The sequence below is a fragment of the Streptacidiphilus sp. EB129 genome (genome assembly GCF_041262645.1).
Taxonomy (GTDB): Bacteria; Actinomycetota; Actinomycetes; order Streptomycetales; family Streptomycetaceae; genus Streptacidiphilus.
The window spans coordinates 283,491-309,330 of sequence record NZ_JBGCCS010000008.1 but is presented as its reverse complement, the minus strand read 5'-3'; the positions used below and the strand labels follow the sequence as shown (position 1 = coordinate 309,330).

Here is a 25,840-nt window from a genome sequence, read left to right as displayed (position 1 = left end):
CCCGCGCCGCCCCCCCCCCCCGCCCCGGGCCCCCCCCCCCCCCCCCCCCCCCCCCCCCCCCCCCCAACCCCCCCCCCCCCCCCCCCCCCCCCCCCCCCCGGGGGGGGGGCGCCCGCGGGGGGGGGCCCCCCCCCCGCGCCAGGGGAGGACACACACCTATGACCGTGAGCGTGGAGCCGGGGGCGCTCGTCCCCGGCCCGGGGGGTTTCGCCACCTCGTACCCGGAGTACCCGTCGTACGAGGAGCTCACCCAGCAGTACTCCGGCCCGGCCGCGACCGCGGGAGCCCAGGCGGCGGAGTTCCCCGCGCCGGGGTTCCCGGTGCCGCGTCTGAGCGCCGGACTGCGCCTGCACGGCGAGTACCAGGGTTCCGGGTTCACCGAGCCCAAGTACATCGCCCGCCGCGGGGACGGCCAGGTGGTGCAGCTCTCCCGGCTGCTCCACCTGGTGGCAGGCAGCATCGACGGCGTGCGGGACACCGAGGGCATCTCGCACCGGGTCAGCGGCCTCTACGGGCGGGAGGTCAGCGAGGAGAACATCTCCTATCTGGTCGAGCAGAAGCTGACCCCGCTCGGCGTCACCGTCCCCTACGGGCAGGAGGGCGACGAGGTCGACGACTCCGCGCCGCGCTCCGACCTGCTGCTCGCGCTCAAGGGCCACCGGGTGCTCTTCGACGAGCGCCGGGTGAACCGGATCGCCCGCTCGCTGGCCTGGCTGCACCGTCCGCTGATGGTCACCCTGGTGCTCGGTGCCATGGTCACCATGGACGTGTGGCTGTTCGGCTTCTACGGCGCGATCACCCCGGTACTCGAAGTGCTGAACCAGCCGGTGCTGCTGCTGGCGGTCTTCGTGTTGACGGTGGGCTCGCTGGTGTTCCACGAGTTCGGGCACGCCTCGGCCTGCCGCTACGGCGGAGCGCATCCCGGCTGCATCGGCTGCGGCCTGTTCCTGATCTGGCCGTCGATGTACACCGACGTCACCGACGTCTACCGGATCGGCCGGGGCGGGCGGATCAGGACCGATCTGGGCGGGGTCTACTTCAACGTCGTCTTCATGCTCGGCATGGGCGGCTGCTACTTCCTGACCGGCCAGCAGTTCTTCCTCAGCGCCGTCTACCTGGGGCATTTCGAGGTGCTGGAGCAGCTGATGCCGGCCGTCCGGCTGGACGGCTACTACATCCTCGGCGACCTCGCCGGGGTGCCGGACCTGTTCGGGAAGATCAAGCCGATCCTGCTGAGCATGCTGCCCGGTCGGCCGGTGCGCCCGGAGGTGGCCGACCTCAAGCGGTCCGCCCGGGTCATCGTCACCGTCTGGGTGCTGACGATGGTGCCGTTGCTGCTCGGCGACCTCGGTTACGCGCTGTGGAACCTGCCGCGCATCCTGGCCACCGGGATCCGCTCGCTCAGCGCGCAACTCACCGGAACCGCCTCGGCGTTCGCCCACGGCCAGGTGGCCGGCGGGCTGGTCGGCGTGCTCGGCAGCCTGATGCTGGTCTGCCCGCTGGCCGGAATGGCGTACCTGTCGGTGCGGCTCGGCGGACGGCTGCTGCGTACCGCGCTGCGCGGCACCAGCGGCAGTCCCGGACTGCGGATCGGCTTCTGCCTGCTCGGCATCGCCGGGGTGACCGCGCTCGCCTGCGCCTGGGCCGGGGGCATCACCCCCAAGCCGCTGCCGCCGCAGCCGCCGATCGTGCCGGTGCTCCAGCCGGGGGTGCCCACCACCGAGCCGTCCGCCCCGGCTCCGGCGGCGCCGCAGCCGGGCCCGTCCGGCAGCGCCTCGGCACCGGGGCGGGTCGGCCAGGACGGCGGGCCGTCCAGCGGTCCCGGGCCGCAGCCCTCGCCCTCGGCCGGGACGTCCGCGACACCGTCGGGCAAGCCGGCCGCGCCGGCGACATCCGCCCCGGCCGCGAGCGTCCCGCACGCCAGTGCGGCGCCGCCGAGCGCAGCGGCGAGCAAGCCGCCGGTCAGCAGTCCTTCCCCGTCCAGCAGTTCGCCCTCCCCGTCACCGTCGCCCCTGTCGAGCGCGTCGGCGAGCCCCTCCCCGAGCCCCGGGCCCAGCGCGACGAAGTGACGAAGTGACGAAGTGAAGTGAGGACGCCATCGCGTTCCGGACCACCACCAGGAGATTCCCATGCACCAGAACGAGAACCGCATCAACCAGCACCGCAGAACCCCGCTCCGGGCCGGCGTCGGCCGCCGGGCCGTCCGGTTCGGGCTGCTCGCCACCGCCAGCCTGACGGCGGTCTCGGCCGCCGCCGTCTCGGCCCAGGCCGCCGGCCCGGCCAACCACTCCACCAACTCCCGGGGCGTCGCCGTCGCCGACGACAGCGCCCACGCCCTGGCCAACCCGGGCCACGAGACCCGCTTCGACGACTCGTTCACGGTCCACCAGTACGGTCCGCTGATCGCGGCCGGCCTGCGGAACCAGGCCCAGGCCGAGTCGGTGTCCTGCTCGGCGGGCGACCCCTGCCGCTCGGTCGCGCTGTCCTTCCAGATCGTCACCATGGCCGGGGAGAACATCCACCTCAACGCGGTGAACCTGAGCCATGCCTCGAACGTCCACTGCGCGGGCTGCCAGACCCTGTCGGCGGCCTACCAGTTCGTGGTCTCCACGCCCAACGCGTTCACCCTGAGCGCCTCGGCGCAGGCCCAGCTCGCCCAGATCCACCGCAAGCTGGACGCGCTGGGGAAGTCGACGACCCCCGTCGACACGGTCAGGCAGCAGGCCGACGCGCTGGCGGCGCAGGTCGTCACCGTCCTGCGGGCCGCTGCGGCGACCGCGCCCAAGGGACCCGGGGTGCAGGCACAGGACTCGATGGCCCCGACCGTCACCATGCAGCGGATGGACAGCTTCTGACGCACAGTAAGCCGAGGGGCGAATAACAGGCTCCGCACAGTACCGCCGCAGCCGTAGGTACCCGGCTGCGGCGGCTGTTTGTCCGGCGTCAGTTCACGAACATCCTGTGAGTTCGTCCCAACCACCCTAGAATCGAGGCCGTTCAGATCAACTGACAGTACGGCGGAGGGGTGTTCGATGCAGCAGCGACCTGAGGCCGCATTCGATCCGGACATTCCCAGCACCGCCCGGATCTACGACTACATTCTCGGCGGCAAGGACCACTTCGCGGCCGACCGAGAAGCCGCCGAGCAGCTGATCGCCGCCCAGCCCGCATCGCGGGCCACCGCTCTGGCCAACCGGGGCTTCCTGCTGCGCGCCGTGGACACCCTGGCCCGGTCCGGGATCCGGCAGTTCCTCGACATCGGCGCGGGCATCCCGACCTCGCCGAACGTGCACGAGGTGGTCCAGGAAGTGGCCCCCGACGCCCGCATCGCCTATGTCGACAACGACCCGGTGGTGCTCGCCCACACCCGCGCGCTGCGCGCCACCGCCCCCGGTGTCATCGTGGTCGACGGCGACGTGCGACACCCCGAGGAGATCCTGGAGCAGCCGCAGCTGCGGGACCACCTCGACTTCGACGAGCCGGTCGCCCTGCTGCTGGTCGCGGTGCTGCACTTCGTCCGGCGCGAGGACGACCCGGCCGCGCTGATCGAGCAGTACTCCAAGCGGTTGGCCCCCGGCAGCTGTCTGGCCCTGACCGTCGGCAGCAGCGCCGGCTACACGGCCGAGGAGGTGGCCCGGATCGAGGCCCCCTACCGCAACGCCAGCTCCCCGCTGACCCTGCACGACCCGGCCGAGGTCGCGCGCTGGTTCAGCGGGTACGAGCTGCTCGACCCGGGGCTGGTGTCCATCTTCAAGTGGCGCGCGGACGAGCCGGAACCGCCCCGGGTCAGCGCCCTCGGCGGTGTCGGCCGACTCCGCCGGGGCTGAGCGGGACACCTCGTTCGACCCGGAACGCGCCGAGGCCCGCCCGATCACAGGGATCGGACGGGCGCTCGTCAGGCGGCCCCGAGCCGGCTCAGGACCGGCTGATCGTTGCTGGGGAGACGGAACCGGGGGACGCGGCGCGCCCTCGGATCACTACCGGCGGGCAGTCAGGTGGAGGTCGCCGTAGGAGATCGGGCCGCGGTTCGCGACCCCCGCGATGGCCGCCACCCCGATCTTGGCGCCGGCCTTGACGGTGCCGGTCTCGCGGACCCGCAGCCGGTAGTCGACGTGGGCGCCGTTGGCCAGCCCGTGGTTGAGGACGGCCAGCTCGCCACCGTCCCGGACGGCGACCCAGCGGCCGCCCTTCCAGACGTCCACAGCGGTGGCCGGGCCGCCGAAGGGGGCCTCGTCCAGCCAGAAGTCGACCGGGCCGTTCAGCGCGGCGCCGGTGCGGTTGGTGACCGTCAGCGTCTCGTAGGCGGCGTGGCCCGGGGCGATGGTGGTGCCGCCGGTGAAGCGCTCGGTGACCGGACCGCCGGTGCGCCGGTGGCCCACCGTGAAGGCGAGGGCCTTGGTGATCTGACGGTAGTTCGCCCCGAAGGTCAGGCGCAGCGCGTCGTCGTTGGCCGGCCAGTTCTTGGTGATCCCCAGGGTCAGCTTCCAGGTGTAGCTGGTGTGGGCCGGGATCGTGAAGGAGTCGCTGAAGTGGCCGCCCTTCGGGTAGAAGGACCCCATCAGCTCGCCGTCCTGGGTGAACAGGACGCCGCTGGTGGCCGGGGCGTGCACCGGGGCGACCTTGAAGGTGTAGTCGCGCTCGGTCAGGCCGAGCGCACCGTCGGCCATCCCGTTCAGGTTCGCGGTGAAGCGCGCCGCCTTGCCCGAGGTGTTGCTCGCGGTCACCGTGATGGTCTTGGTCGCGCCACCGGGCATGAACGCCCCGGCCGGGCTTGCCGAGCCGACCTTCAGCGTGATCGGCGAGGCCGGCGCCGAGGACGCGGTGGCGGCCTGCGCCGCACCCGGCAGGAACGCGACCGCGCCGGTAACGGCTGCCACGACGGTCACAACGGCGGTACGGGCGAAGCGGGCGGCGCGTGCGGACATTGCTGGTCCCCCTGGACTGAATTCCCCTGGTGCGGCGCCTGCTTGCCCCGCTGAAGAGAACACTGTCAGCCCAAGATCCGCAATCTGTGCCCCCACCGTCACAGCGGAGCAACAAGTCGTCGGGCGATGTGGCAGCGAAAGCCGACAGGACGCGATGGTCCGCACGCAGCGCCCGCACCGCCGTGTGATCCAGGACGATCACCGGAGCTCGCCCAGCTGAGACCGCACCGCTGAGCACCGCTACCACCCCGGCAGCGACCACCCACGGGCCCGAAACCACGAGATCCCGCCCGATCGAAGTGATCGGACGGGATCTCGCCAACCGTCCCCGAGCGAACTCAAGAACAGCCGTTGGGTGGAGCTGAGGGGATTCGAACCCCTGACCCCCTCGATGCGAACGAGGTGCGCTACCGGACTGCGCCACAGCCCCAACGAGAAGAAACTCTAGCAGGTCCGGAGCGGTGGTTATGCACGGGTTAGCCGCTGGTGGGACGCGTTACTCGTTGGCGGCGCGGGGGTGGGGGGTGTCGTCGGCGTACTGGTCGAAGAGCGGGGTGGCCGGGGGGCGCTTCGCGCCGGAGGGCGGGGGGACCACCGATCGGCCGGCGCTCCAGGTGTCCGGGGCGTTCAGGTCGAGACTGCCGGTGCTGCGCGGGGCGACCGGCGCGGTGACGTAGGTGGGCAGCGGAACCGGCACCGGGTCCCAGGACTCGGGGCCGGTCGAGCGGTCCGCCGGGCTGTCGCCCCAGTCGTCGGCGTCGGGGTCGGCGGCCTCGGCAAGGACCTGCTGGGTGCGGTGGCTGCCGGAACCGGCGACGGGACGTCCCGCCGGGCCCGCCGGGGCGGCGGGCTGCGGTGCGGGGACGGCCGCGGTGTCCGCGACGGCGGCGGCGCGGCGGCGGTCCCGCTCGCGGTCGCGGACCCGCTGCGCGGCCTCCGCGGCGCGGCGGCGGTCGAGTTTGACCTCGTAGCGGCGGCGCTCCTGGCGGCGCATGTGGGAGATGTAGAGGGAGAACAGCACCGCCGGAACGGCCGGCGCCCAGAGCAGCCGGACGCCGCCGACCGCCGCGATGACCATGCCGACGGTGAAGGCCGCGAACAGCAGGATGACCATGCGCCGGCGGCGCGCCAGCAGGGCCGCGCGGCGCTGCGAGTCGGCACCGCCCGGCGGCGGGGTGGGTCGGGTCGCCGGACGCGGCGTCGCCGAAGCCGGGGCCGACGGCGGTACCGGGCCCGGCGCCGGGGTCCGCTGGGTGCGGGCGTCCGACCCGGGAGTGTCGTCGTCGAGGTGGCGGCTGATCCGCCGCTCCATCGCCGCTCGGCCGGACAGCAGGCGGATCGCCGTACTGAATCGCTCGGTGGGGCGGGCCTCGTTGAGTTCGTCCTGCCGTCGGAGCCACATGGGCACCAGGTAGGCAGCCCAGGCCCCCACGATGACCGCGTAGATGAGGCCGCTACTGCTCACGCATCACACCGTACGGGCGTGAGGGAGCGCCTCGCGGCAATTTCGGCCGGTGTGTCGCAGGATCATGCTCATCTCACCCTATTTTTGTCGCTTTGAACGACACGATATGTACCTGTTCGAACAAGAATATGAGTCTAGTGATCAAGGTGCTGCCGCTGCGCACGCCAGCGATTCAGCATGCCCTCCGGCACTTCGTCCGCTGTCAGCGCGTACGCCAGGTGGTCCCGCCAGCCCCCGTCGATGTGCAGATAGCGGGGGCGCAGCCCCTCCTCGCGGAAGCCCAGCTTCTCGACCACCCGACGGCTCGGACCGTTCTCCGGCCGGATGCAGATCTCGATCCGGTGCAGTCCCATGCCGCGGAAGCAGTGGTCGACGACCATCGCCACGGCCGTCGGGATGATCCCCCGGCCGGCCACCTCCTCGTCGACCCAGTAGCCGACGTTGGCCGAGCACATCGAGCCCCAGGTGATGCCGCCGACGGTCAGCTGGCCGACCAGGCGGCCCTCGTAGGTGACCACGAACGGCAGCATTCGCCCGGCCTGCGCCTCGGAGCGCAGGAAGTGCACCATCTGGCGGTACGTCGGGCGCGGGGTGGTGGGATTGCCGGGCTGGGCCGGTGGCACGGTGGCCTCCCAGCGGTGCAGCCAGTGCCGGTTGCGGGCGCTGACCTCCTGCCAGTTCGCCCGGTCCCTGACCCGGATCGGGCGCAGCCCGACCGGCCCCTCGTGCAGTTCGACCGGCCAGAAGGCGTTCAGTGCGGGCCCCCTGACGGCACGTCGGCCTGCGCGTCGGGGCGAGCGTCGGGGCGGGGGTGGTCGCCGCCGTGCACCTGGTCGACGGCGTGGGCCAGCAGCGGTGCCAGCACGGCGAGCCCGTCCTTGACGCCGCCGCTGGAGCCGGGCAGGTTGACGATCAGCGTGCTCCCGGCGAGCCCGGACAGACCGCGCGAGAGCGCGGCGGTGGGAATGCCCGCGTTCCGGCCCTCGGCGCGGATGGCCTCGGCGATGCCCGGCACCATCCGGTCGATCACCCGTGCGGTCATCTCGGGAGTCAGGTCCATCGGGGTGATCCCGGTACCACCGGTCGTCAGCACCACGTCATAGCCCTCGGCGACGGCGGTGCGCAGCGCCTCGGCCACGGGCTCGCCGTCCGGGACCACCCGGGGGCCGTCGGCCTGGAAGCCCATCGCGGTGAGTCCCTGGACCAGCAGTGGGCCCCCCTTGTCCGCGTAGACGCCGGCCGAGGCGCGGTTGCTGACGGTGACGGCCAGGGCGCGCCGGTGGGCGGCGGCCGACGGAGTCACCGCGCGTCCCCGGCGGCCGGGAGGTCGTCGCGGTGCCAGTCGCCGCTCTTGCCACCGGTCTTGGACTCGACCTGGACGGCGTCGATGCGGGCGCCCTTGTCGACCGCCTTGACCATGTCGATGACGGTGAGACCGGCCACCGCGACCGAGGTGAGCGCCTCCATCTCCACACCGGTGCGGTCGGCGGTGCGCACCGTCGCGGCGATCTCGACCGCGTCGTCGGTGACCGTCAGGTCCACGGTGACGCCGGAGATCGCGATGGGGTGACAGAGCGGGATGAGGTCGGGGGTGCGCTTGGCACCCATGATCCCGGCGATCCGGGCGACGGACAGCGCGTCGCCCTTGGGTACGCCCTCGCCGCGCAGCAGCTCCACCACCCGTGGCGACACCAGCACCCGGCCGGTGGCCCGCGCGGTCCGCACCGTGGTGGCCTTCTCGGAGACGTCGACCATTCGGGCCGCCCCCGTCGCGTCGACGTGGGTCAGCCGGTCGCTGTGCGCGCTAGTCAAGTGAGTCGTCTCCTGAGGCCGGGGCCGTGCGGGCACAGGCTACCGCTGCGCGGGCCCGGCGTCAGATCGGACCCGCGCGCGGATCCCGGCGGGTCAGACCCGACCCGTACCGGCGGACGCGGTGGGCTCGGTGTCCAGCAGTACGACCTCGATGAGCTCGCCCGCCGCCAGCGACGTGACCTCCTCGGGGACCACGATCAGGGCGTTGGCCTGCGCCAACGGCCCGACCAGGTGCGATCCGGCACCACCGACCGGAGCGACCGTGCCCGGCTCCCCGGCGTGGCCGGCGACATGCCGGGCCCGGGCGAACTGGCGGCGTCCGGCCGGGGACGTCAGGTCCTCCTCCAGCCGGGCCCGGACCACCGGGCGGTGCACCGGCTCGACGCCCATCATGGTCCGGATCGCGGGCCGGACGAACAGTTCGAACGAGAGGTAGGCGCTCACCGGGTTGCCCGGGAGGGCGAACAGCGGGACGGTGCCGTCCAGCAGGCCGAAGCCCTGCGGCTTGCCCGGTTGCATCCGCAGCTTACGGAACGAGATCTCGCCCAGCGGCGCAACCCCGAAAGGCCCGTCCGCGCCACCGTCCGAAGCGTCGGCCTGCGGCTGCAGGGCCTCCTTGACCACGTCGTAGGCGCCGACGCTGACGCCTCCACTGGTCACGATCAGGTCGGCGCGGATCAGCTGGTCCTCGATCACCTCGCGCAGCCGCGCGGCATCGTCGGGTACCCCGCCGACGCGGTAGGCGATGGCGCCCGCGTCCCGGGCGGCCGCGGTCAGCGCGAAGCTGTTGGAGTCGGAGATCTGGCCGGGGCCGACGCGTGCGCCCGGCTGCACCAGCTCGCTGCCGGTGGAGAGGATCACCACCCGCGGACGCGGCCGGACCCGGACGGTGTCGCGGCCGATGGCGGCGAGCAGTCCGATCTGCGCCGGACCGAGCAGCGTCCCGGCGGCGAGTACGGTCTGTCCTGCGGTGATGTCGTCACCCCGGCGCCGGACGAAGTCGCCGCTCTTGGCCGGGCGGAACACCCGCACCTCGCCCGACGCCCCCTCGGGGGCACTGCTGCGCGGCACCATCCCGGCGACCGGTGCCTTGCCGCCGGTCCCGCCGTCGGTCCACTCCACCGGGACCACCGCCTCCGCGCCCGGCGGCAGCGGCGCGCCGGTCATGATCCGCGCGCACTGTCCCGGTCCCACGACCGGCAGCGATGCCGCGCCGGCGGCGATGTCGCCGACGACGGTGAGCACCGACGGGTACTCGTCGCCGGCGCCCTCCAGGTCGGCGACCCGGACGGCGTACCCGTCCATGGAACTGTTGTCGAACGGCGGCAGGTCCAGCCCGGCGGTGATGTCATCGACCGTCAGGCAGCCCTGCGCGTCCAGGATCTGCAGGTCGAGCGGCGGCAGCGGGGTGACCGTGCGGAGGATGTCGTCGATGTGCTCGTCGACGGTCCAGACCCGCTCGGCGCCGCTGTCGGTGTCGCAGGGGTTGCCCTCTGCGGTGTGGTGGTGCTCGCTCACTGCTCCCCCTGGTGCGCTGACGTGCTGCGTTCTAACCGCTGTGCTCTGCCGGCTGTGCTCTGCCTGCAGCATGCTGCTTCGTGCTGCGACGACGGTACGGCTACGGCTGGGCCTGGTCGTCGAGCTGGCCGCTGGCCACCAGCTCCTTGAGCCAGGACCGGAACTCCGGGCCCAGGTCCTCACGCTCGCATGCGAGGCGCACGATGGCGCGGAGGTAGTCGCCGCGGTCGCCCGTGTCGTAGCGGCGGCCCTTGAAGAGCACGCCGTGCACCGGGCCGCCGCGACCCGGGGTGCGCTGCGCCAGTTCCCGCAGCGCGTCGGTCAGCTGGATCTCGCCGCCCACGCCCGGAGGCGTGTCGCGCAGCACGTCGAACACGACCGGGTCCAGCACATAGCGGCCGATCACGGCGTAGCTGCTGGGCGCCTCACCCGGGGCGGGCTTCTCCACCAGGTCGGTGATCCGGACGATCTCGTTGTCGCCGCCGAGGGTGCCGTGCCACTCGGCCGGCCTGACCGCCGCACAGCCGTAGAGGTGCGCCTGGGCCGGGTCGACCTCGATCAGGGCGACGACACTGCCGCCCAGCTCGCGCTGCACGTCGATCATCTTGGCCAGCAGCGGGTCGCGCGGGTCGATCAGGTCGTCACCCAGCAGCACGGCGAAGGGCTGGTCGGCGACGTGCGGCTCGGCGCAGAGCACCGCGTGCCCGAGACCCTTGGGGTCCCCCTGGCGGACGTAGTGCATGGTGGCCAGGTCGCTGGACTCGCGTACCCGGGCCAGCTTGGTCTCGTCACCCTTGCGGACCAGCAGCTCTTCGAGCTCGTACGCCCGGTCGAAGTGGTCCTCCAGCGGACGCTTGTTGCGTCCGGTGATCATCAGCACGTCGGTCAGCCCGGCCGCGGCGGCTTCTTCGACCACGTACTGGATGGCCGGCTTGTCGACGACCGGCAGCATCTCCTTCGGCGTGGCCTTGGTCGCCGGGAGGAAACGCGTGCCGAGACCGGCAGCAGGAATCACGGCCTTCGTGATCTGGCGGGTACGAGCTTTCGTCATAGCGACGACTGTACTGTCCCGAAATTACGGATCATGCCCAACCTGCTGTTTTCCGGCCGAGGTCACATCCCTTTGCCAGCAGGCTGTCGAAAGCCTGTGCCGGGTCGGCCTCCGGAGTCGGCTCGGCGTCCGAGCACGGGCCCCGATCGAGGCCTGCATCGAGGTCAGGCCTGGGGCCACGGTCGGGGCGCAGCCCGCGGGCTGCGGCGAGGGACCGGTCGGCCGCGCGCAGCAGCAGCGCCGCATGGCCGCCGTCCCGGGGCAGCACCGCGATGCCGACGGCGGCGCTGAGGCCGTTCACCGGGGCAGCGCTGCGTTCGGCGTCCAGGTCGTCGCTCATCGCGGACGCCGGGTCGAGGACCGACAGGACGGGGACGGAAGGCAACGCCAGCGGGTGTCGACGGACCGTCCAGCGGAGCCGCTCGGCGACCGTTTCGGCCCCGGCCGCGTCGGTGTCGGGGAGCAGCACCAGGAACTCGTCGCCCCCGTAGCGGCCGAAGACGTCAGCCTCGCGGACCTCCATCGCCAGCCGCTGGACGAGGTCCCGCAGCACCGCGCCGCCGCGCTGGTGGCCGTGCTCGCGGCGGATCTCGTCGAGGCCGTCAATCTCCAGCAGCAGCAGCGAGAGCCGGTCGGCGCCGTCCGCATGGGAGTGGCGGGAGCAGCGGGCGATCTCCCGGTCGAGAGCGAGCTGCAGGTAGCGGTAGTTCCAGACGCCGGTGAGCGCGTCGGTGTAGGAGGTGCGTTCGAGTTCGGCGCGGGTGGACCGCAGCCGCGTCAGCTCCTGCTGCTGGCTGAGCGCGTCCGCACGCGCCTGACGCCGGGTGCGGCACAGTCGGACGGCGGTGACGGTGAGGGCCACAAGGGCGAGCAACAGCAGCATGGCCAGCAGCACCGACAGCGACGGTGCGAGGAGCGACGGTTCGAACGACGATTCGGTCGGCATGCTGGCCCCTCTCGTGCGGCGGGCGGCTTCGGGCTGAGGGCAGACTGGGCGCTCGGAGCAGACGACCCAGGGTCAGACAACCCTGGGCAAACGACCCTGAGCAGACGACGAGGAAGGTCCGCCCATCTCATGCTGAACGAGAAGGCCGCGTTGAGGTCACGGCTGCTGGCGGAGCGCGCCGCACTGTCACCCGAGCAGCGGTACCAGGCGGCGGTGGCGCTCGGGCGGCGGGCTCTGGAGCTGCTGCCGGGCACGGAACCGGCCAAGCCCTCGGACCGGGTGTCCGTCGGGGCGCCGGAGCGGGCGCCGGTGACCGTCGCCGGGTATGTCTCGGTGGGCGCGGAGCCGGGCACCCGCACGCTGCTGGACGCGCTGCACGCGCGCGGCGTGCGCGTGCTGCTGCCGGTGCTGCTGCGGGACAACGATCTGGACTGGGGCCGGTACGAGGGCGCGGACGGCCTGGTGCGCGCCCGCAAGGGGCTGTGGGAGCCCGGTGGCGAGCCGCTGGGACCGGCGGCGGTCTGCTCGGCCCGGCTGGTCCTGCTGCCGGGGCTGGCCGTGGACCGGCGCGGGATGCGGCTGGGACGCGGTGGCGGCAGCTACGACCGGGTGCTGGCCCGGCTGGCCGCGGCCGGCTCCACCGCCCGCCTGGTGACCCTGCTCTACGACGGCGAGGTACTGGCCGACCCGCTCCCGGTCGAGCCGCACGACCGCCCGGTCGACGCCGCGGTGACGCCCTCTCAGCTGTTCGCCTTCGACGAGGCCCGCTAGCCCGCAAGCGCCAGACCGCGCGCCAAGCGCCTGCCGAACACCCGCAGGACGCCGCCGCGACGGGGGCGCGGGGAAGAGTCCGGGGCGCGGGGGAAGAGCCGGGCGACCTGCGCCCCTCCCCCGCGCCCCTCGGGGCTACTGCGGTGTCAGCGTCAGCTTGTCCTTGGCCGCCGCGTCCACCTTGGCCCGGCTGTAGACCCAGTCGAGCATGTCGCCCTTGGCCCACAGCGGCGTCTGGTCGTCGTAGTGCGCGTCGTACGCGTGCCCGGAGGCGCCGCCGATGGTGATCCAGCGCGAGGAGTCGAGGTCGGACAGGTCCACGACCATCCGCATCGACGGCGCCCAGTCCACCTGGTAGCCCGCGGCGGCGTTCCAGCCGGTCGCGTCGACCGCCGCGCTGCCGCCGTCCAGCTGGTACGGGCCGCGGTTGAGCAGTTGGTGCACCAGGCCGGAGAAGATCGAGGAGTCGTCCGTCCCCAGGGTCTGCTCCTTGAGCGTCAGGGTGTGGATCCGGCCCCAGCTCCAGGTGCTGATGTCCTTGCCCTCCAGCGCGGTCATCTGCATGCGCGCGTCGATCATGGCCGCCGCCAGCACGTTGTCACGGCCCTGCACCTGGACGTTCCTGGTGTTGGTGTACGACCACCAGTCGCTGTTCGGCTGGTTCAGCAGGTTGGTGACGGCGGTGGTCCACTGGTCGCTGCCGTCCGGCATCGCCTCGTCGGGGCTGCGGGTGCCGCACACCGAGACCCGCTGGGGCTGGCCGTTGACGCCGTCGGCCGGAAGGTTGGCGACGGCCGGAGGCACCGTCAGGACGCAGTCGGAGGTGGCCCGCACCGAGGCGGGGAACTTCTCGTCGAAGACGATGTGCAGCAGGTTGCTCCACACCGCGTTGTAGTACGCCGCCGCGGCCGAGCCCGAGTCCTGCTGGAAGTCCCAGTCCTTGAGCAGGTTCTGCGCCTGGACGTAGTACGCCCCGGAGAGCTTGGCGTTGAGCAGGTACGGCACCAGTGTCTGCGCCATCACGCTGGTGTCGTCCAGCTGCATGGTGCGCATGTCGTCCGGGGAGATCCGCCCGCCGTTCTGCAGCTTCGACTGGATCAGCGAGGCGATCTGCTTGGCACGGGTCCCGTAGCCCCAGTCGTCGGTGAGCTCGTAGGGGTAGCTGGTGTCGACCACGGCCTGGTTGGCGGTGACGATGTAGCCGGACGAGGGGTTCTCCACCCACGGCAGCGCGGCCGTCGGGATGTAGCCCTGCCAGACGTACCGCGAGTCCCAGCCCGGCTGCGGGTAGGTGCCGTCGTCACCCGCGATCTTCGGCCGGATCGGGATCCGGCCGGGGGCCTGGTAGCCGATGTTGCCCGCGGTGTCGGCGTAGATCAGGTTCTGTGCCGGGACCGCGAAGTCGGTGGCGGCGGCGCGGAAGTGGGTGAAGTCGGTGGCCCGGTCCAGCTCGAACACCGCGTCCATGGTCTTGCCCGGCTCCAGCGCCGTCCACTTCAGGGCGATGGCGTAGCCGCCGCCACGCGGCGGGGCGCTGCCGTCCACCGGGGCGTTCTGGCCGACGGACTGCTCCTCCGTGCTGTGGTCGGAGATGATCGGCATGCCGTCGGCGGTGGTCCGCACCGTCACCGTCTGGTCCGGCCCGCCGGCCACCTTGATGGTCTCGGTGCGGGTGGTGAACTTCTGGTCCTGGTTGTCGTACAGGTAGGTGTCGGGGCCGGTGACCTGCTCCAGGTAGAGATCCTGGACGTCGGCGCCGAGGTTGGTGAAGCCCCAGGAGATCGACTGGTTGTGACCGATGACGACACCCGGCATCCCGGCGAAGGTGAAGCCGGTGACGTCGTAGGGGCAGGCCGCGCTGACCGTGGTGCAGTGCAGCCCCATCTGATACCAGACGGAGGGGACGCCGGGGCCGAGATGCGGATCGTTGGCCAGCAGCGGCTTGGTGGTGGTGGTGTGGCTGCCCGCCACCACCCAGGAGTTGGAGCCGATGCCCTGGCCCGGGGCGCCGAGCAGCGCGGGGACGCTGTCGAGGTTCGCCGCGAGCTGGGTGGCGACCTGCTGCAGCCCCTGGACGGTGCCGGAGCCGCCGGCCGTGCCGGAGCCGCTGCCGGGCGTCGTCGAACTGCGGTAGGAGGCCGGGGTGCCGCTGGTACCGTTCCCGCCGTTGGACCCGGTTGAGCCGCTCCCGCCGTTGGACCCGGACGAGCCGTTCGAGCCGGAGGCGACGGTCTGCGCGGACGCTCCGGCGCCGTCCGCCGGGCGGTAGGTGGCCTTCTTGCCGTCCGCGTTGCTCACGGTGCCGGTTTTGGCCAGGATCGTCCCGTTGGTGCTGTACGGGTAGCTCGGGTACAGCTCGGCGATCTGCTGCTTGGTCAGACTCTGCGAGAGCAGCGAACGGTCGATCTCCTGCTGCATGTTGCCGCTGAGGTCCCAGGCCATCGCCTTGAGCCAGGAGATCGAGTCGACCGGGGTCCACGGCGCGGGCTTGTAGCCACCGTAGGCGGCGCCGAGCAGCGCGTACTCCAGCGAGGCGCCGGCCCCGCCCGGATGCTCGCCCAGCCAGGCGTTGACGCCGGCCGAGTAGGCGTCGAGGTTCTTCTTGGTCTCCGGGTTCAGCATGGTGTCGTACTCGGTCTGGGCCACCCCGCGCCAGTTCATGGTGCGGATGAAGGTGTCCGTCTGGACCTGGCTCTTGCCGAACATCGAGGCCAGGGTGCCGGAGGTGACATGGCGATTGACGTCCATCTGCCAGAACCGGTCCTGGGCCTGGACGTAGCCCTGGGCCATGAAGAGGTCGGCGGAGGTGTCCGCGTAGATCTGCGGAATGCCGTTGGCGTCACGCTCCACCTGCACCGGGCCTGACAGCCCGGCGAGATGGATGCTGCCCGTGGTCTGCGGGAAGGAGGCGCGGACCGTTCGTACGCCGAGCCATCCGCCCACCGCGGCGCCGGCCACCAGCAACAGGGCGAGCAGAACGACCAGCAAGCGCAGGCGCCGGAACTTCTTGGTGCGGGGCATCAGGGTCCTTGGTGGGGCAGGGGCTCGTCCGCCGCCGTGCGGTGCGGCGGAGCCGACGCTAACACCTCAGCCCCGGGGCTTGCGGACTGGCACCTGACCAGCTCGTCATCTTTCCGAAACCGGAAGGAATCCCAAGCCCAGGTAAAATAACCGTCAGGTCAAGCGGCGCCCTCTCCCCGGCCGCCCATCAGGTCTTTTCTGTGAACCGCCTGTGCCTGTTCCGCTCCCTTTCCGCGCCGTCAAACCCCCTGCCGCGAGGTGCTCCTGAGTGACCGTTCACCATCTCGACACACTGCTGCTGATGTTCTCGCTGGTACTGCTCATCGCGGTCGTCGCGGTGCGGCTGTCCTCCCGCAGCGGGCTCCCCAGCCTGCTGCTCTATCTCGGCATCGGTGTCGCCCTGGGCCAGGACGGTTTCGGCATACGGTTCGACAACGCGTCACTGACCCAGGTACTGGGCTATGCGGCGCTGGTGGTGATCCTCGCCGAGGGCGGACTCGGGACGAAGTGGACGGACATCAGGCCCGCTGTCCCGGCCGCGGCGGTGCTGGCCACCGTCGGCACCGGGGTGAGTGTCGGGGTGACCGCGCTGGGAGCGCATCTGCTGGTCGGCGCCGACTGGCGGCTGTCGCTGCTGCTCGGCGCGATCGTGTCGTCCACCGACGCGGCTGCGGTCTTCTCGGTGCTGCGGCGGGTGCCGCTGCCGCCGCGGCTGAGCGGTCTGCTGGAGGCCGAGTCCGGGTTCAACGACGCCCCGGTGGTCATCCTGGTCGTCGCCTTCGCCACCACCCGCCCGGTGGAGAGCTGGTACGAGCTGCTCGGCTCGATATCCCTGGAGCTGGCGATCGGACTGGTCGTCGGTCTGCTGGTCGGCAAGCTGGGTTCGCTGGCGCTGCGGGACATCGCGCTGCCGTCCTCCGGCCTCTACCCCATAGCCGTGGTCGCGCTCACGCTGTTCGCCTACGCGGGCGGCGCGCTGATGCACGGCTCCGGCTTCCTCGCCGTCTACGTCAGCGCGGTATTCCTGGGCAACGCCCGGCTGCCGCACGGGCCCGCCACCCGGGGCTTCGCCGAGGGGCTCGCCTGGATCGCGCAGATCAGCATGTTCGTCCTGCTCGGCCTGCTGGTGAACCCGCACACGCTGGTCGACGCGATCGTGCCGGCCCTGGTGGTCGGCCTGGTGCTGGTGTTCCTGGCCCGGCCGCTGTCGGTGCTGGTGACCATGACGCCGTTCGGGATGGTCTGGCGCGAGCAGGCGCTGCTGTCCTGGGCCGGCCTGCGCGGCGCGGTACCCATCGTGCTGGCGACCATCCCGGTGGTGGCGAACGTGCCGGGCGCGGAACGGCTGTTCAACACGGTGTTCCTGCTGGTCGTGGTGTTCACCCTGGTGCAGGGCCCGACGCTGCCGTGGGTCGCCCGGCGGCTGCGGATCGGCGACCCCGCTCACGCCGACCTGCTGGACGTCGAGTCCGCGCCGCTGGAGCGGCTGCACGGTCATCTGCTGTCACTGTCACTGGCCCCGGGCTCCCGGCTCGCGGGCGTCGAGATCAGCGAGCTGCGGCTGCCCAGGGGCGCGGCGGTGACCCTGGTGGTCCGCGACGGCGCGAGCTTCGTCCCGGCGCCGACGACGGTGCTCCGGCCCTCGGACGACCTGCTGGTGGTCAGCACCGACGAGGTGCGGGACCGGGTCGAACGGCGGCTGCGGGCGGTGGACCGCGGCGGGAAGCTCGCGGGCTGGCTGGGCGAGCGCAGCGAGTACTGACGCCGGGCAGGGCCCCGGCGCGCGCCGGACCGCCCCGTCCCCAGCGTTGTCACAGCTCACACGGGCCACGGTGGACTATCGCCGCGGAATAACGCATCATTGACCGTCGTTAGCACTCATCAGGCGAGAGTGCCAGGAGGAATGACAGTGCCGACGTACCAGTACCAGTGCACCGAGTGCGGTAACGGCCTGGAGGCTGTCCAGAAGTTCACGGACGACGCCCTCACGGTCTGCCCCGCGTGCAGCGGAAAGCTGCGCAAGATCTACTCCGCTGTGGGTGTGGTCTTCAAGGGCAGCGGCTTCTACCGCACCGACAGCCGCTCGTCGTCGAGCAGCACCGTGAGCGCGGCGAAGTCGGGCGGCGGCACGCCCTCGGCGTCCTCGTCCTCCTCGTCGGGCGACTCGTCGTCGAGCAGCTCCTCGTCGAGCTCCTCGACCACCGCGAGCAGCAGCGCCTCGCCCGCAGCCTGACCGCAGACGCTCCGCCCGGCCCCGCTCCGTTCCTGTTCCGTAAGGACGCGCGGGGCTGTGGCGTACCCGGAGCGCTCCCTATGCTGCGAAGCATGGCCAACCCCACACCGAGCAGCTCCACGGCGACCCCTGCGAGCAGCACCCCCACCGCCGAGGTGGGCATCATCGGCGGCACCGGACTGTACGCACTGGCCGACGACCTCGCCGAGGTCGTCGTGGACACCCCCTACGGGCCGCCGAGCGACTCGCTGTTCGTGGGCGAGGTGGCGGGGCGCCGGGTCGCCTTCCTGCCCCGGCACGGACGCGGGCACGGGGTGCCGCCGCACCGGATCAACTACCGCGCCAACCTGTGGGCGCTGCGCTCACTCGGGGTGCGCCAGGTGCTCGGCCCCTGCGCCACCGGTGGCCTGCGGCCCGAGCACGGCCCGGGCACCCTGCTCGTCCCCGACCAGTTCGTCGACCGCACCGCGGGACGCGCCCAGACCTACTACGACGGTGAGCTGCGCCCGGACGGTGTCCGTCCCGAGGTCGTGCACGTCTCCGCCGCCGACCCGTACTGCCCCGTCGGCCGGGCGGCCGCGGTGAAGGCGGCCGGAGCCGCGGGCTGGGCGGCGGTGGACGGCGGCACGCTGGTGGTCGTCGAGGGCCCGCGCTTCTCGACCCGCGCCGAGTCCCGCTGGTACGGGGCCCAGGGCTGGTCGGTGGTGGGCATGACCGGCCACCCCGAGGCGGTGCTGGCCCGGGAGCTGGGCCTCTGCTACACCTCGATCGCGCTGGTCACGGACCTGGACGCGGGGGTGGAGACGGGCGAGGGAGTGACCCACGCGGAGGTGCTGCGGGTCTTCGCGGGCAGTATCGACCGGCTGCGCGGGGTTCTGTTCTCCGCCGTCGCGGGGCTGCCGGTGACGGCAGAGCGCGACTGCGTCTGCTCGCACGCCCTGGACGGGCTGGAGACCGGACTGGCGCTGGCGGACTGAGCCCGCCCGCACTCGGGAGGGTGAGCGGGTTGTCCACAGTCCCCGGGTTGTCCACAGAGCGGGGCCTGCCGGCCCGACCGGGATGCGGACTGGGACATCGTGGAGTTCGTCAGCTCCTCGACACCTCAGAGTTCAGGTGGTGGTCCCATGTCCGTGTTGATCGACACGCCGGTCCGCAGCGGGAACCGGTCTCGCAGCCACGCCCCTCGTACCCACTCGCTGCGCCCCACCCCCGGGCGGGACGCCCCGACAGGCGGCGCGGAGGCGCCGGCCTTGACGCCGGCACAGGCTGCGACCGGGGAGCCGGAGCCGGGAGGGCTGCCCGGCCTGGGACGGGAACCGGCGCCGGGTGCGACGCCCGGACGCGGCCAGGGAGCGTCCGCCGGGCAGGCACGTGCCGGGACCGACGCGGCAGGGACTGGCTCGGCCGGGGATGACGCGGGATGGGACGACGCGAGGTGGGACAGCGCGGCCTGGGACCAGGACGCCTGGAGCCAGGACACGTGGGCGACGGACCCCTCCCCCGGCGTCGCCTCCCCATCGGTCGCCTCCCCCGCCGTCGCCGCGCCATCGGTCGTGTCCCCGTCCGTGGCACCGGCGGCTGCGCCGGTGGAGGCACCGGGCCCGCCGGGGACGTTCCCGGCATTCGCGTCCGCCCCGGCAACCACTGTTGCCGCAGCCGCAGGTCCGAGTCCGGAGCCTGCGCCCACCGTCGGGGTGGGTCCCTCCTCGCCACGGTCCGTCCGGACCCTGCCGTGCGACAGACCCGCCGTGCCCCCGACGCGGGCCGTCGCCCCGTTCCCCCCGATCCGGGCCGGTGGCGGCCGGCACCGGCTGCCGTCCGCCGTACGACGAAGGCCCGGGCCTTTCGCGGCCGGGCTGATGGTCGCGGCGACCACACTCGCCGCCGGCTCGCTGCGGAGCTTCACACCGCCCGCCGCGAGCCACCGGACCGCCGACGCACCCCCGCACGTGGTGTGGGGCAGCTGAGGCTGCGGCGTGCGGGCTTCCGGGACAGCCGGTCCGATCACTCGGGCGGGTGATTCCGGCGGGTGAAGCAGAGGCCGGTCCCACCCCGCGCGGCCCGCCCGGAAGGCACCGGGTGATGTGACGTTTCCGCAGGTGAAAACCATGGCCGGAGAGTTGCCGCACAGCCCTTTCGGGGGCGTACGAGTGAAGCGGGCGGGCGTCGGCACGGCAGCGGCTGCCACTAGGTTCCCAGGGACCTCATCCGACCCCTTGGCATGCAGAAGGAAGTCACCCCTGTGAAGGGCTTCAAGGCATTCCTGCTGCGCGGAAACGTCCTCGACCTGGCGGTCGCGGTCGTGATCGGCGCAGCCTTCACCCAAGTCATCAACTCGATCGTGAACGGCCTGATCAACCCGATCGTCGGCGCGTTCGGCACCTCCGACCTCAACGCCTACAAGTCCTGCCTGAAGGGGCCCTGCACCGTTGACGTCAAGACGGGTGCGGTCCAGGGCATCTCCATCGCCTGGGGCAACGTGCTGGGCAGCGTGCTGCAGTTCGTGATCACCGCTGCCGTGGTCTACTTCTGCATCGTCCTGCCGGCCAACCGTCTGCTGAAGATGTACATGGCCAAGCAGGAGCAGGAGACCAAGCAGGAGGAGGAGAAGGCCGCCTTCCAGGCCGAGCTGAGCGAGGTCCAGCTGCTCAGTGAGATCCGGGATCTGCTGGTCCACCAGCGCTGAGAGCACGGATCAGGGCCGCCGCCCGCCGCCCACGGCGAGGGGCCGGGGTACGTGACCCCGGCCCCTTCGGCTCGACGCGGCTTCAGCCGCCGTGGTGCGGCGGGGTCTCCCGCCGGTACCAGGCCTCGTCGCGGTGGGACTCGCCGCCGCCCCAGCCGGAGTCCGTGTCGTCACGGCTCGGCCGGGTCAGCGGGTCGTCGAAGACCAGCGCAGGGCGGGTGCGCCGGTCGGACGTCTCGGCTGCCCCTGCCGCCTGAACGGCATCGGCTGCCTCGGACGCCTCGCCCCTGGGATCTGACTCGCTCATCCGGTCAGGATAGGGCTCCGTCATGCCGCCTCGAATCCGGCATGGTCAGCGATCTTGCGCAGCTCGGCCAGGGCATGCTTCTCGATCTGGCGGATCCGTTCCCGGGTGAGACCGTGCTGCTTGCCGACCTCGGTGAGCGTACGCTCGCGCCCGTCCTCCATCCCGTACCGGGAGCGGATGATCGAGGCGGTTCGGCCGTCCAGGCGGCCGATCAGGCCGTCCAGTTCCTCGCGGCGCAGCATCACCATGACGGCGTCCTCGGGGGAGGTCGCGCCGGTGTCCTCGACGAGATCACCGAACTGGGTCTCGCCGTCGTCGTCCACGGTCATGTTGAGGCTGACCGGGTCCCGGGCCCAGTCCAGCACGTCCTTGATCCGCTCGACGGTGGTGTCCAGCTCCGCCGCCACCTCGGCGGGCTCGGCGTCCCGGCCCAGTTCCTTGGACTTCTCCCGCTGGACCCGCCGGATCCGTCCCAGTTCCTCGACGAGGTGCACGGGCAGGCGGATGGTGCGGGACTGGTCGGCGATGGAGCGGGTGATGGCCTGCCGGATCCACCAGGTGGCATACGTGGAGAACTTGAACCCCTTGCCGAAGTCGAACTTCTCCACAGCGCGGACCAGGCCGGCGTTGCCCTCCTGGATGAGGTCGAGCAGCGGCAGCCCGCTGCGCGGGTAGCGCCGCGCGACCGCTACCACCAGGCGCAGGTTGGAGCGGATGAAGACGTCCTTCGCCCGTGCGCCGTCGGCGACGATGGCGTGCAGTTCGTCCTCACTGGCACCGGCGGCGGTGTCGCCGCTCTGCAGCAGGTGCTCGGCGAAGACGCCGGCCTCGATGCGGGTGGACAGATCCACTTCCTGGGCTGCGTCGAGCAGTGGGGTCCTGGCGATCTCGTCGAGGTACATGCCGACGAGATCGCGGTCGGCCTCACCGCTGGTCGGACGCGCATTGCGGGTCCGGTCGGCCTTGTCGCGGACGACGGCACGGGTGGCCATGCGTACTCCTTCACGGCGGCTGGACGGGCCTGGCTGACCCGTTGGGTGACTTGCCTGGTGTCTTGCCTTTCGTAACGATGCAACGACCAGATTCCGGACATCATTCCCAAGGTGGCGATTTTTCTCCCCGAGTGCAGTATCCTGGCGAATTTTCCCGGGCTCATGCGCGGAGAGTGTGTGATCGCGTACGTCGTGATGTCGGCGCGGGTACGTCGTGACGTCGACGCGTCGGCGCCACACCCACGCAGGGACCGGGATACCGGTACGGGACCGCCGGCGGCAGCGCACCAGGGGTCGCACGGGTGGCACGAGCGAGTGCTGATAACACAGACGATTGTCCGCTCGCCCGTGGTTCCCCGCGCGTCGGCGGTGGGCCTCCGCAGGCGTCCGCCCGCGAGTGGATCAGCCAGGTATCAGCCCAGGTGGCGCACCCAGGTGGCGGTGGCTGCGGGTGGCCTGGCAGGTGTGGGCGGACCTGGCCGGTGGCGGTGGCTGCGGGTGGACTTACGGGAGCTGCCGCCCTCGGACGGAGGGCGGCAGCGGGTGTCCGGTGGAGCGTCAGCTACCGCTGTACTGGCGGCCGGCGAAGCGCCGGGCGAATCCGTCGCCGGTGTTCGCGGTGACGGTGTAGTCGTAGCGCCCCGCCGTGCTGCTCAGTGGGCCGCTCCAGCTGCCCCCGGCAGCGACGGTGACCTTCTGGGTGGACCCGCCGGACGCGCCCTGCGCCACGTTGACGCCGACGGTGAACACGACGGAGACCGTGCCGGCGTTGGTCAGGTGCAGCGTCTGGGTGGCACCGTCGGCCGCGTCCACGACATAGGCCTCGGGGTGCGCCTTGGTGGTGCTGGTCCACGTCCGGACATCGCCCTGGAAACCCCGGAGGTAGCCGTCCGGGCCGTGCAGGTCGATGTCGTAGAGGCCGCCGCCGTAGGTGAGAGCACTGAAGTAGTCGGAGATGCTGCCGCCCGCCGGGCAGGTGTAGCGCCAGTCGGCGAAGGTGCGGTGGTTGACCGCGTAGGCGGAGAAGCCACCGCCCAGGGAGCCGTTGCCGACGGTCTTGAACCAGAACCGGTTGGTGGACGGGTCGGTCCAGGAGGTGGTGTCGAAGCGGTAGCCGATCGGCAGCGCCGGGCGGTCACCGGACTCCGGGGTCGGCAGGGTGGAGCTGGACGGCGCCGTGGCGGCGGGCAGCGACTGCTCCGCGTCGGCGGCGGCGACCAGCGCCGCGGTGTCGGGCAGCGTTGTGGGGAAGCCGACCGGGGTGGTGGAGAAGCTGAACGCCGCGGTGAGGTCGCCGCAGATCTGCCGCCGCCAGGCGGAGATGTTGGGCTCGGTGACACCGGACCAGCGCTCGACGAACTGCAGTACGGAGGTGTGGTCGAAGGTCTGCGAGCAGACCCGGCCACCAGTGCTCCAGGGCGAGATCACGGTCATCGGCACCCGCGGGCCGAGGCCGATCGGCGCACCGCCGATGAACTCGTCGGCGGTGCCGGAGGGCGCCACCGGCGGGGCGACATGGTCGAAGAAGCCGTCGTTCTCGTCGAAATTGAGGAAGACCACGGTCTTCGCCCATACGTCGGGGTTGCTCGCCAGCGCGTCCAGGATGTTGTTGGCGTAGTCGGCCCCATAGGCGGGCGGGTACGCGGGGTGCTCGGACTTGGCGGCCGGGGCCACGATCCAGGACACCTGCGGCAGCACGCCGTTGGTGACGTCGGCGCGGAAGTCCGCGATGGAGTCCGCGGACCGGGCCAGGCCCTGGGTGTAGAGCGGCGAACTGGTGGACGCGTTCTGGAACTGGGTGAACCAGGCCAGGGGGTTGTCGTCGTAGTTGTCCGCCTCCTGGTAGATCTTCCAGCTCATCCCGGCGGACTGCAGGCGCTCCGGGTAGGTGGTCCAGGTGTAGCCCTTCTCGCTGTTGTCGGTGACCGGGCCGCCGGCCGTGCCGTTGGGGTCGATCCAACCGGTCCACTGGTAGAGGCGGTTGGGGTTGGTCGGACCCTGGACCGAGCAGAAGTACTGGTCGCAGATGGTGAAGGCGTCGGCGAGCGCGTACTGCCAGGGGATGTCGGCCCGGTCGTAGTAGCCCATCGTGGTCTTGGTCTTGGCCGGGATCCAGTTGTTGTAGAGCCCGTTGTTCCAGGCCGAGTGGGTGCCGGACCAGGAGTGGTCGAGGTCGGAGATCCGCTGGGCGTCGGTGGTGCTGGTGTCCAGGTGCCAGGGCTGCAGGACGGAGCCGCCCTTGGGGCCGCTGACGGTCTGCCTGAAGACGTTGGAGCCGTTCGGGAAGCGCAGCACCGAGGTGTCGCCGAACCCTCGGACGCCGGAGAGGTTCCCGTAGTAGTGGTCGAAGGAGCGGTTCTCCTGCATGAGAATCACGACGTGGGCGACGTCGGCGATCGAGCCGCTGCCGGTCGTCGCGCGGGTGGCGGCTGCGGCACGCAGAACCGAGAGCGGCAGCGCGTTCGCCCCTACGGCGGCGGCACCGGCAGCGCCGGCGCCGAGGAACGTGCGACGGGAGAGCGAGGGCATGACGGAACCTCCGGGAACCGGGCAGGGATGGGGAGGGCACTCCCGTTCACTGTCGGAGCGGGAGATGACGTGCGGCCCCGAGGCGCATGACGCCGCCATGAACATGGCCGTACTTGTGGTCCATACCCGTTATTCATACGTGATGTGATGGATCATCATATGCCGACTGCCGCCGCCCGGACAGGGGTCGACGGCAGGCGCTCGCGGAAGGGTCACCGGGTTGGGCTACCGGCAGCGTCAGGCGCTGTGCTGTTGGACGCCGTGCTGTTGGACGCCGTGCCGTTGCAGGCTGTGCCGTTGGCCGTTCTGGTGCGCCTCGGGTTGAAGACCCAGACCCGCAGCAGCAGGAAGCGCACGACGGTGGACAGGGCGTTCGCGCCGACCAGCGCTCCGAGCTCGGCGAGGTGCGAGGCACCGGGCGCAGCCACCCTCACCAGGGCCAGCGTCGCGGTACTCAGCACCAGCCCGATCAGAAACGCGATACCGCCCTCGACCTGGTGTTTCAGCGCGTCCCTCGAACCGGTGACGCCGAAGGTGAAGCGCCGGTTGGCGGCGGTGTTGGCGATCGCGGTGACGAACAGCGCCAGCGCGTTGGCCAGCACCGCGGGCGTCAGCTGACGCAGCACCAGGTACAGCGCCAGGTACGCCAGCGTGCTGACGACTCCGATCACGGCGAAGCTGGACAGCTGCCGTCGCATCGCGGGCGGCAACTGGGCCTGCTGCACCCGGGGCGGCACCGGCAGCCGGGTGGCACCCGAGACGGTCCTCCTGGCCACCCGCCACATCCCCTTGAGGTCGTCCTTCACCGTGCGGACGATGTCGACCCGGCTGTCCGGGTCGTCCACCCAGTCCACCGGGACCTCGTGGATCCGCAGCCCGCTGCGCTCGGCCAGCAGCAGCAGCTCGGTGTCGAAGAACCAGGTCTGGTCCTCGACCGCGCCGAGCAGCGCCTGCACCACGTCGGTGCGTCCGGCCTTGAAGCCGCACTGGGCGTCGGAGAACCTCGCGGCCATGGCGGTACGCAGCATCAGGTTGTAGCCGCGGGAGATGAACTCGCGCTTGGGCCCGCGGACCACCGCCGAGCCGCGGTGCAGCCGGCTGCCGATGGCCAGGTCGCTGTGCCCGGAGAGCAGCGGTGCGACCAGGGGCAGGAACGCCTCCAGGCCGGTGGAGAGGTCCACGTCCATGTAGCTGACGACGTCGGCGTCGCTGGCACTCCAGACGTGCCGCAGGGCGCGGCCCCGGCCCTTCTGGTCGAGGTGAACCGCGCGGACCGGCGCGAGTTCGGCGGCGAGGCCGGCGGCGACCTGCCAGGTGCCGTCGGTGCTGGCGTTGTCGGCGATGGTGATCCGGAAGCGGTAGGGGAAGGTCGAGGCCAGGTAGGCGTGCAGCCGCCGGACGCTCTGTGCGAGGACGCGCTCCTCGTTGTGGACGGGGACGACGATCTCGACGAGTCGGGCGCCCGCCGTCGGCTGGGCTTGCGGCTGGGCCGCCGGCGCTGTCGGTTGGCTCATGTCTGCCACCGTTGGCCATGGGACTGTGCACAGACTGTGGCCGACTTAGCGGGGACATGAGAGTCCGCGC

The 25,840-nt window shown here is 71.8% G+C and carries 22 protein-coding genes and 1 tRNA gene; 9 read left to right on the top strand and 14 right to left on the bottom strand.

Translation table 11 applies throughout. From position 1 onward, the window contains the following. Nucleotides 1-158 precede the first annotated feature (158 nt). The 3 genes from ABH925_RS13575 to ABH925_RS13565 all read left to right on the top strand — a co-directional run bounded on the left by ABH925_RS13575 (nt 159) and on the right by ABH925_RS13565 (nt 3,827). A complete protein-coding gene (locus tag ABH925_RS13575; RefSeq protein WP_370147722.1) occupies nt 159-2,069 on the top strand; it encodes a hypothetical protein in 1,911 nt (636 codons plus the stop codon). 60 nt (nt 2,070-2,129) lie between these two features. After that, complete coding sequence (locus tag ABH925_RS13570) at nt 2,130-2,855, top strand: hypothetical protein (RefSeq protein ID WP_370147721.1); 726 nt, start codon at nt 2,130-2,132, stop codon at nt 2,853-2,855. Between the two features lie 177 nt (nt 2,856-3,032). Continuing rightward, entirely contained in the window at nt 3,033-3,827 is a 795-nt protein-coding gene (locus ABH925_RS13565; RefSeq protein ID WP_370147720.1) for an SAM-dependent methyltransferase, read from the top strand. A gap of 150 nt (nt 3,828-3,977) precedes the next feature. Here ABH925_RS13565 and ABH925_RS13560 read toward each other — a convergent pair whose 3' ends face one another. The 9 genes from ABH925_RS13560 to ABH925_RS13520 form a co-directional block, all read right to left on the bottom strand. Next, nucleotides 3,978-4,925: a hypothetical protein gene (locus tag ABH925_RS13560; RefSeq protein ID WP_370147719.1), complete on the bottom strand. Its 948-nt coding sequence runs from the start codon at nt 4,923-4,925 to the stop codon at nt 3,978-3,980. Nucleotides 4,926-5,281: 356 nt separating this feature from the next. Next, nucleotides 5,282-5,355, bottom strand: a tRNA-Ala gene (locus ABH925_RS13555). A gap of 66 nt (nt 5,356-5,421) precedes the next feature. Further along, nucleotides 5,422-6,390 carry a hypothetical protein gene (locus ABH925_RS13550; protein ID WP_370147718.1) on the bottom strand — a complete coding sequence of 323 codons (969 nt, stop codon included), beginning with the start codon at nt 6,388-6,390 and terminating at the stop codon, nt 5,422-5,424. Between the two features lie 134 nt (nt 6,391-6,524). Beyond that, nucleotides 6,525-7,145: a GNAT family N-acetyltransferase gene (locus ABH925_RS13545; RefSeq protein ID WP_370147738.1), complete on the bottom strand. Its 621-nt coding sequence runs from the start codon at nt 7,143-7,145 to the stop codon at nt 6,525-6,527. Further along, entirely contained in the window at nt 7,142-7,693 is a 552-nt protein-coding gene (locus ABH925_RS13540; protein WP_370147716.1) for a molybdenum cofactor biosynthesis protein B, read from the bottom strand. Before ABH925_RS13540 ends, ABH925_RS13545 begins: the two co-directional genes overlap by 4 nt. Beyond that, complete coding sequence (moaC, locus tag ABH925_RS13535; RefSeq protein WP_370147737.1) at nt 7,690-8,145, bottom strand: cyclic pyranopterin monophosphate synthase MoaC; 456 nt, start codon at nt 8,143-8,145, stop codon at nt 7,690-7,692. Before moaC ends, ABH925_RS13540 begins: the two co-directional genes overlap by 4 nt. Nucleotides 8,146-8,295: 150 nt before the next feature. After that, nucleotides 8,296-9,792 carry a gephyrin-like molybdotransferase Glp gene (gene glp, locus ABH925_RS13530; RefSeq protein WP_370147714.1) on the bottom strand — a complete coding sequence of 499 codons (1,497 nt, stop codon included), beginning with the start codon at nt 9,790-9,792 and terminating at the stop codon, nt 8,296-8,298. A gap of 28 nt (nt 9,793-9,820) precedes the next feature. Further along, nucleotides 9,821-10,771, bottom strand: coding sequence for a UTP--glucose-1-phosphate uridylyltransferase (locus ABH925_RS13525; RefSeq protein WP_370147713.1), 951 nt, complete (start codon nt 10,769-10,771; stop codon nt 9,821-9,823). 31 nt (nt 10,772-10,802) lie between these two features. After that, nucleotides 10,803-11,717 (bottom strand): GGDEF domain-containing protein, encoded by a 915-nt coding sequence (locus ABH925_RS13520; protein ID WP_370147712.1) that lies wholly within the window; start codon nt 11,715-11,717, stop codon nt 10,803-10,805. Between the two features lie 129 nt (nt 11,718-11,846). Here ABH925_RS13520 and ABH925_RS13515 point away from each other — a divergent pair, with 129 nt between their 5' ends. Further along, nucleotides 11,847-12,488: a 5-formyltetrahydrofolate cyclo-ligase gene (locus ABH925_RS13515; RefSeq protein WP_370147711.1), complete on the top strand. Its 642-nt coding sequence runs from the start codon at nt 11,847-11,849 to the stop codon at nt 12,486-12,488. 135 nt (nt 12,489-12,623) lie between these two features. Here ABH925_RS13515 and ABH925_RS13510 read toward each other — a convergent pair whose 3' ends face one another. Then, nucleotides 12,624-15,509 (bottom strand): penicillin acylase family protein, encoded by a 2,886-nt coding sequence (locus ABH925_RS13510; protein WP_370147710.1) that lies wholly within the window; start codon nt 15,507-15,509, stop codon nt 12,624-12,626. Nucleotides 15,510-15,777: 268 nt separating this feature from the next. Between ABH925_RS13510 and ABH925_RS13505 the strand changes: the two genes are divergently transcribed. The 5 genes from ABH925_RS13505 to mscL all read left to right on the top strand — a co-directional run bounded on the left by ABH925_RS13505 (nt 15,778) and on the right by mscL (nt 20,428). Further along, a complete protein-coding gene (locus ABH925_RS13505; protein ID WP_370147708.1) occupies nt 15,778-17,271 on the top strand; it encodes a potassium/proton antiporter in 1,494 nt (497 codons plus the stop codon). A 147-nt stretch (nt 17,272-17,418) separates the two neighbouring features. Next, nucleotides 17,419-17,742 (top strand): FmdB family zinc ribbon protein, encoded by a 324-nt coding sequence (locus ABH925_RS13500; RefSeq protein ID WP_370147736.1) that lies wholly within the window; start codon nt 17,419-17,421, stop codon nt 17,740-17,742. 92 nt (nt 17,743-17,834) lie between these two features. After that, nucleotides 17,835-18,719 (top strand): S-methyl-5'-thioadenosine phosphorylase, encoded by an 885-nt coding sequence (locus ABH925_RS13495; RefSeq protein ID WP_370147706.1) that lies wholly within the window; start codon nt 17,835-17,837, stop codon nt 18,717-18,719. A 771-nt stretch (nt 18,720-19,490) separates the two neighbouring features. Further along, nucleotides 19,491-19,709, top strand: coding sequence for a hypothetical protein (locus ABH925_RS13490; protein WP_370147704.1), 219 nt, complete (start codon nt 19,491-19,493; stop codon nt 19,707-19,709). A 254-nt stretch (nt 19,710-19,963) separates the two neighbouring features. Continuing rightward, nucleotides 19,964-20,428, top strand: coding sequence for a large conductance mechanosensitive channel protein MscL (mscL, locus tag ABH925_RS13485; protein WP_370147702.1), 465 nt, complete (start codon nt 19,964-19,966; stop codon nt 20,426-20,428). A gap of 82 nt (nt 20,429-20,510) precedes the next feature. Here the strand turns inward: mscL and ABH925_RS13480 are convergent, their stop codons facing one another. The 4 genes from ABH925_RS13480 to ABH925_RS13465 all read right to left on the bottom strand — a co-directional run bounded on the left by ABH925_RS13480 (nt 20,511) and on the right by ABH925_RS13465 (nt 25,770). Continuing rightward, the gene (locus ABH925_RS13480) at nt 20,511-20,735 is read right to left on the bottom strand and encodes a hypothetical protein (RefSeq protein ID WP_370147700.1); all 225 of its coding nucleotides are present in this window, start codon (nt 20,733-20,735) and stop codon (nt 20,511-20,513) included. A 20-nt stretch (nt 20,736-20,755) separates the two neighbouring features. Next, nucleotides 20,756-21,727, bottom strand: a complete 972-nt coding sequence (locus tag ABH925_RS13475) for a sigma-70 family RNA polymerase sigma factor (RefSeq protein ID WP_370147698.1) — start codon at nt 21,725-21,727, stop codon at nt 20,756-20,758. 558 nt (nt 21,728-22,285) lie between these two features. Then, a complete protein-coding gene (locus tag ABH925_RS13470) occupies nt 22,286-24,256 on the bottom strand; it encodes a phosphocholine-specific phospholipase C (RefSeq protein WP_370147696.1) in 1,971 nt (656 codons plus the stop codon). Nucleotides 24,257-24,468: 212 nt separating this feature from the next. Beyond that, nucleotides 24,469-25,770, bottom strand: coding sequence for a glycosyltransferase (locus ABH925_RS13465; RefSeq protein ID WP_370147694.1), 1,302 nt, complete (start codon nt 25,768-25,770; stop codon nt 24,469-24,471). Nucleotides 25,771-25,840 lie beyond the last annotated feature (70 nt).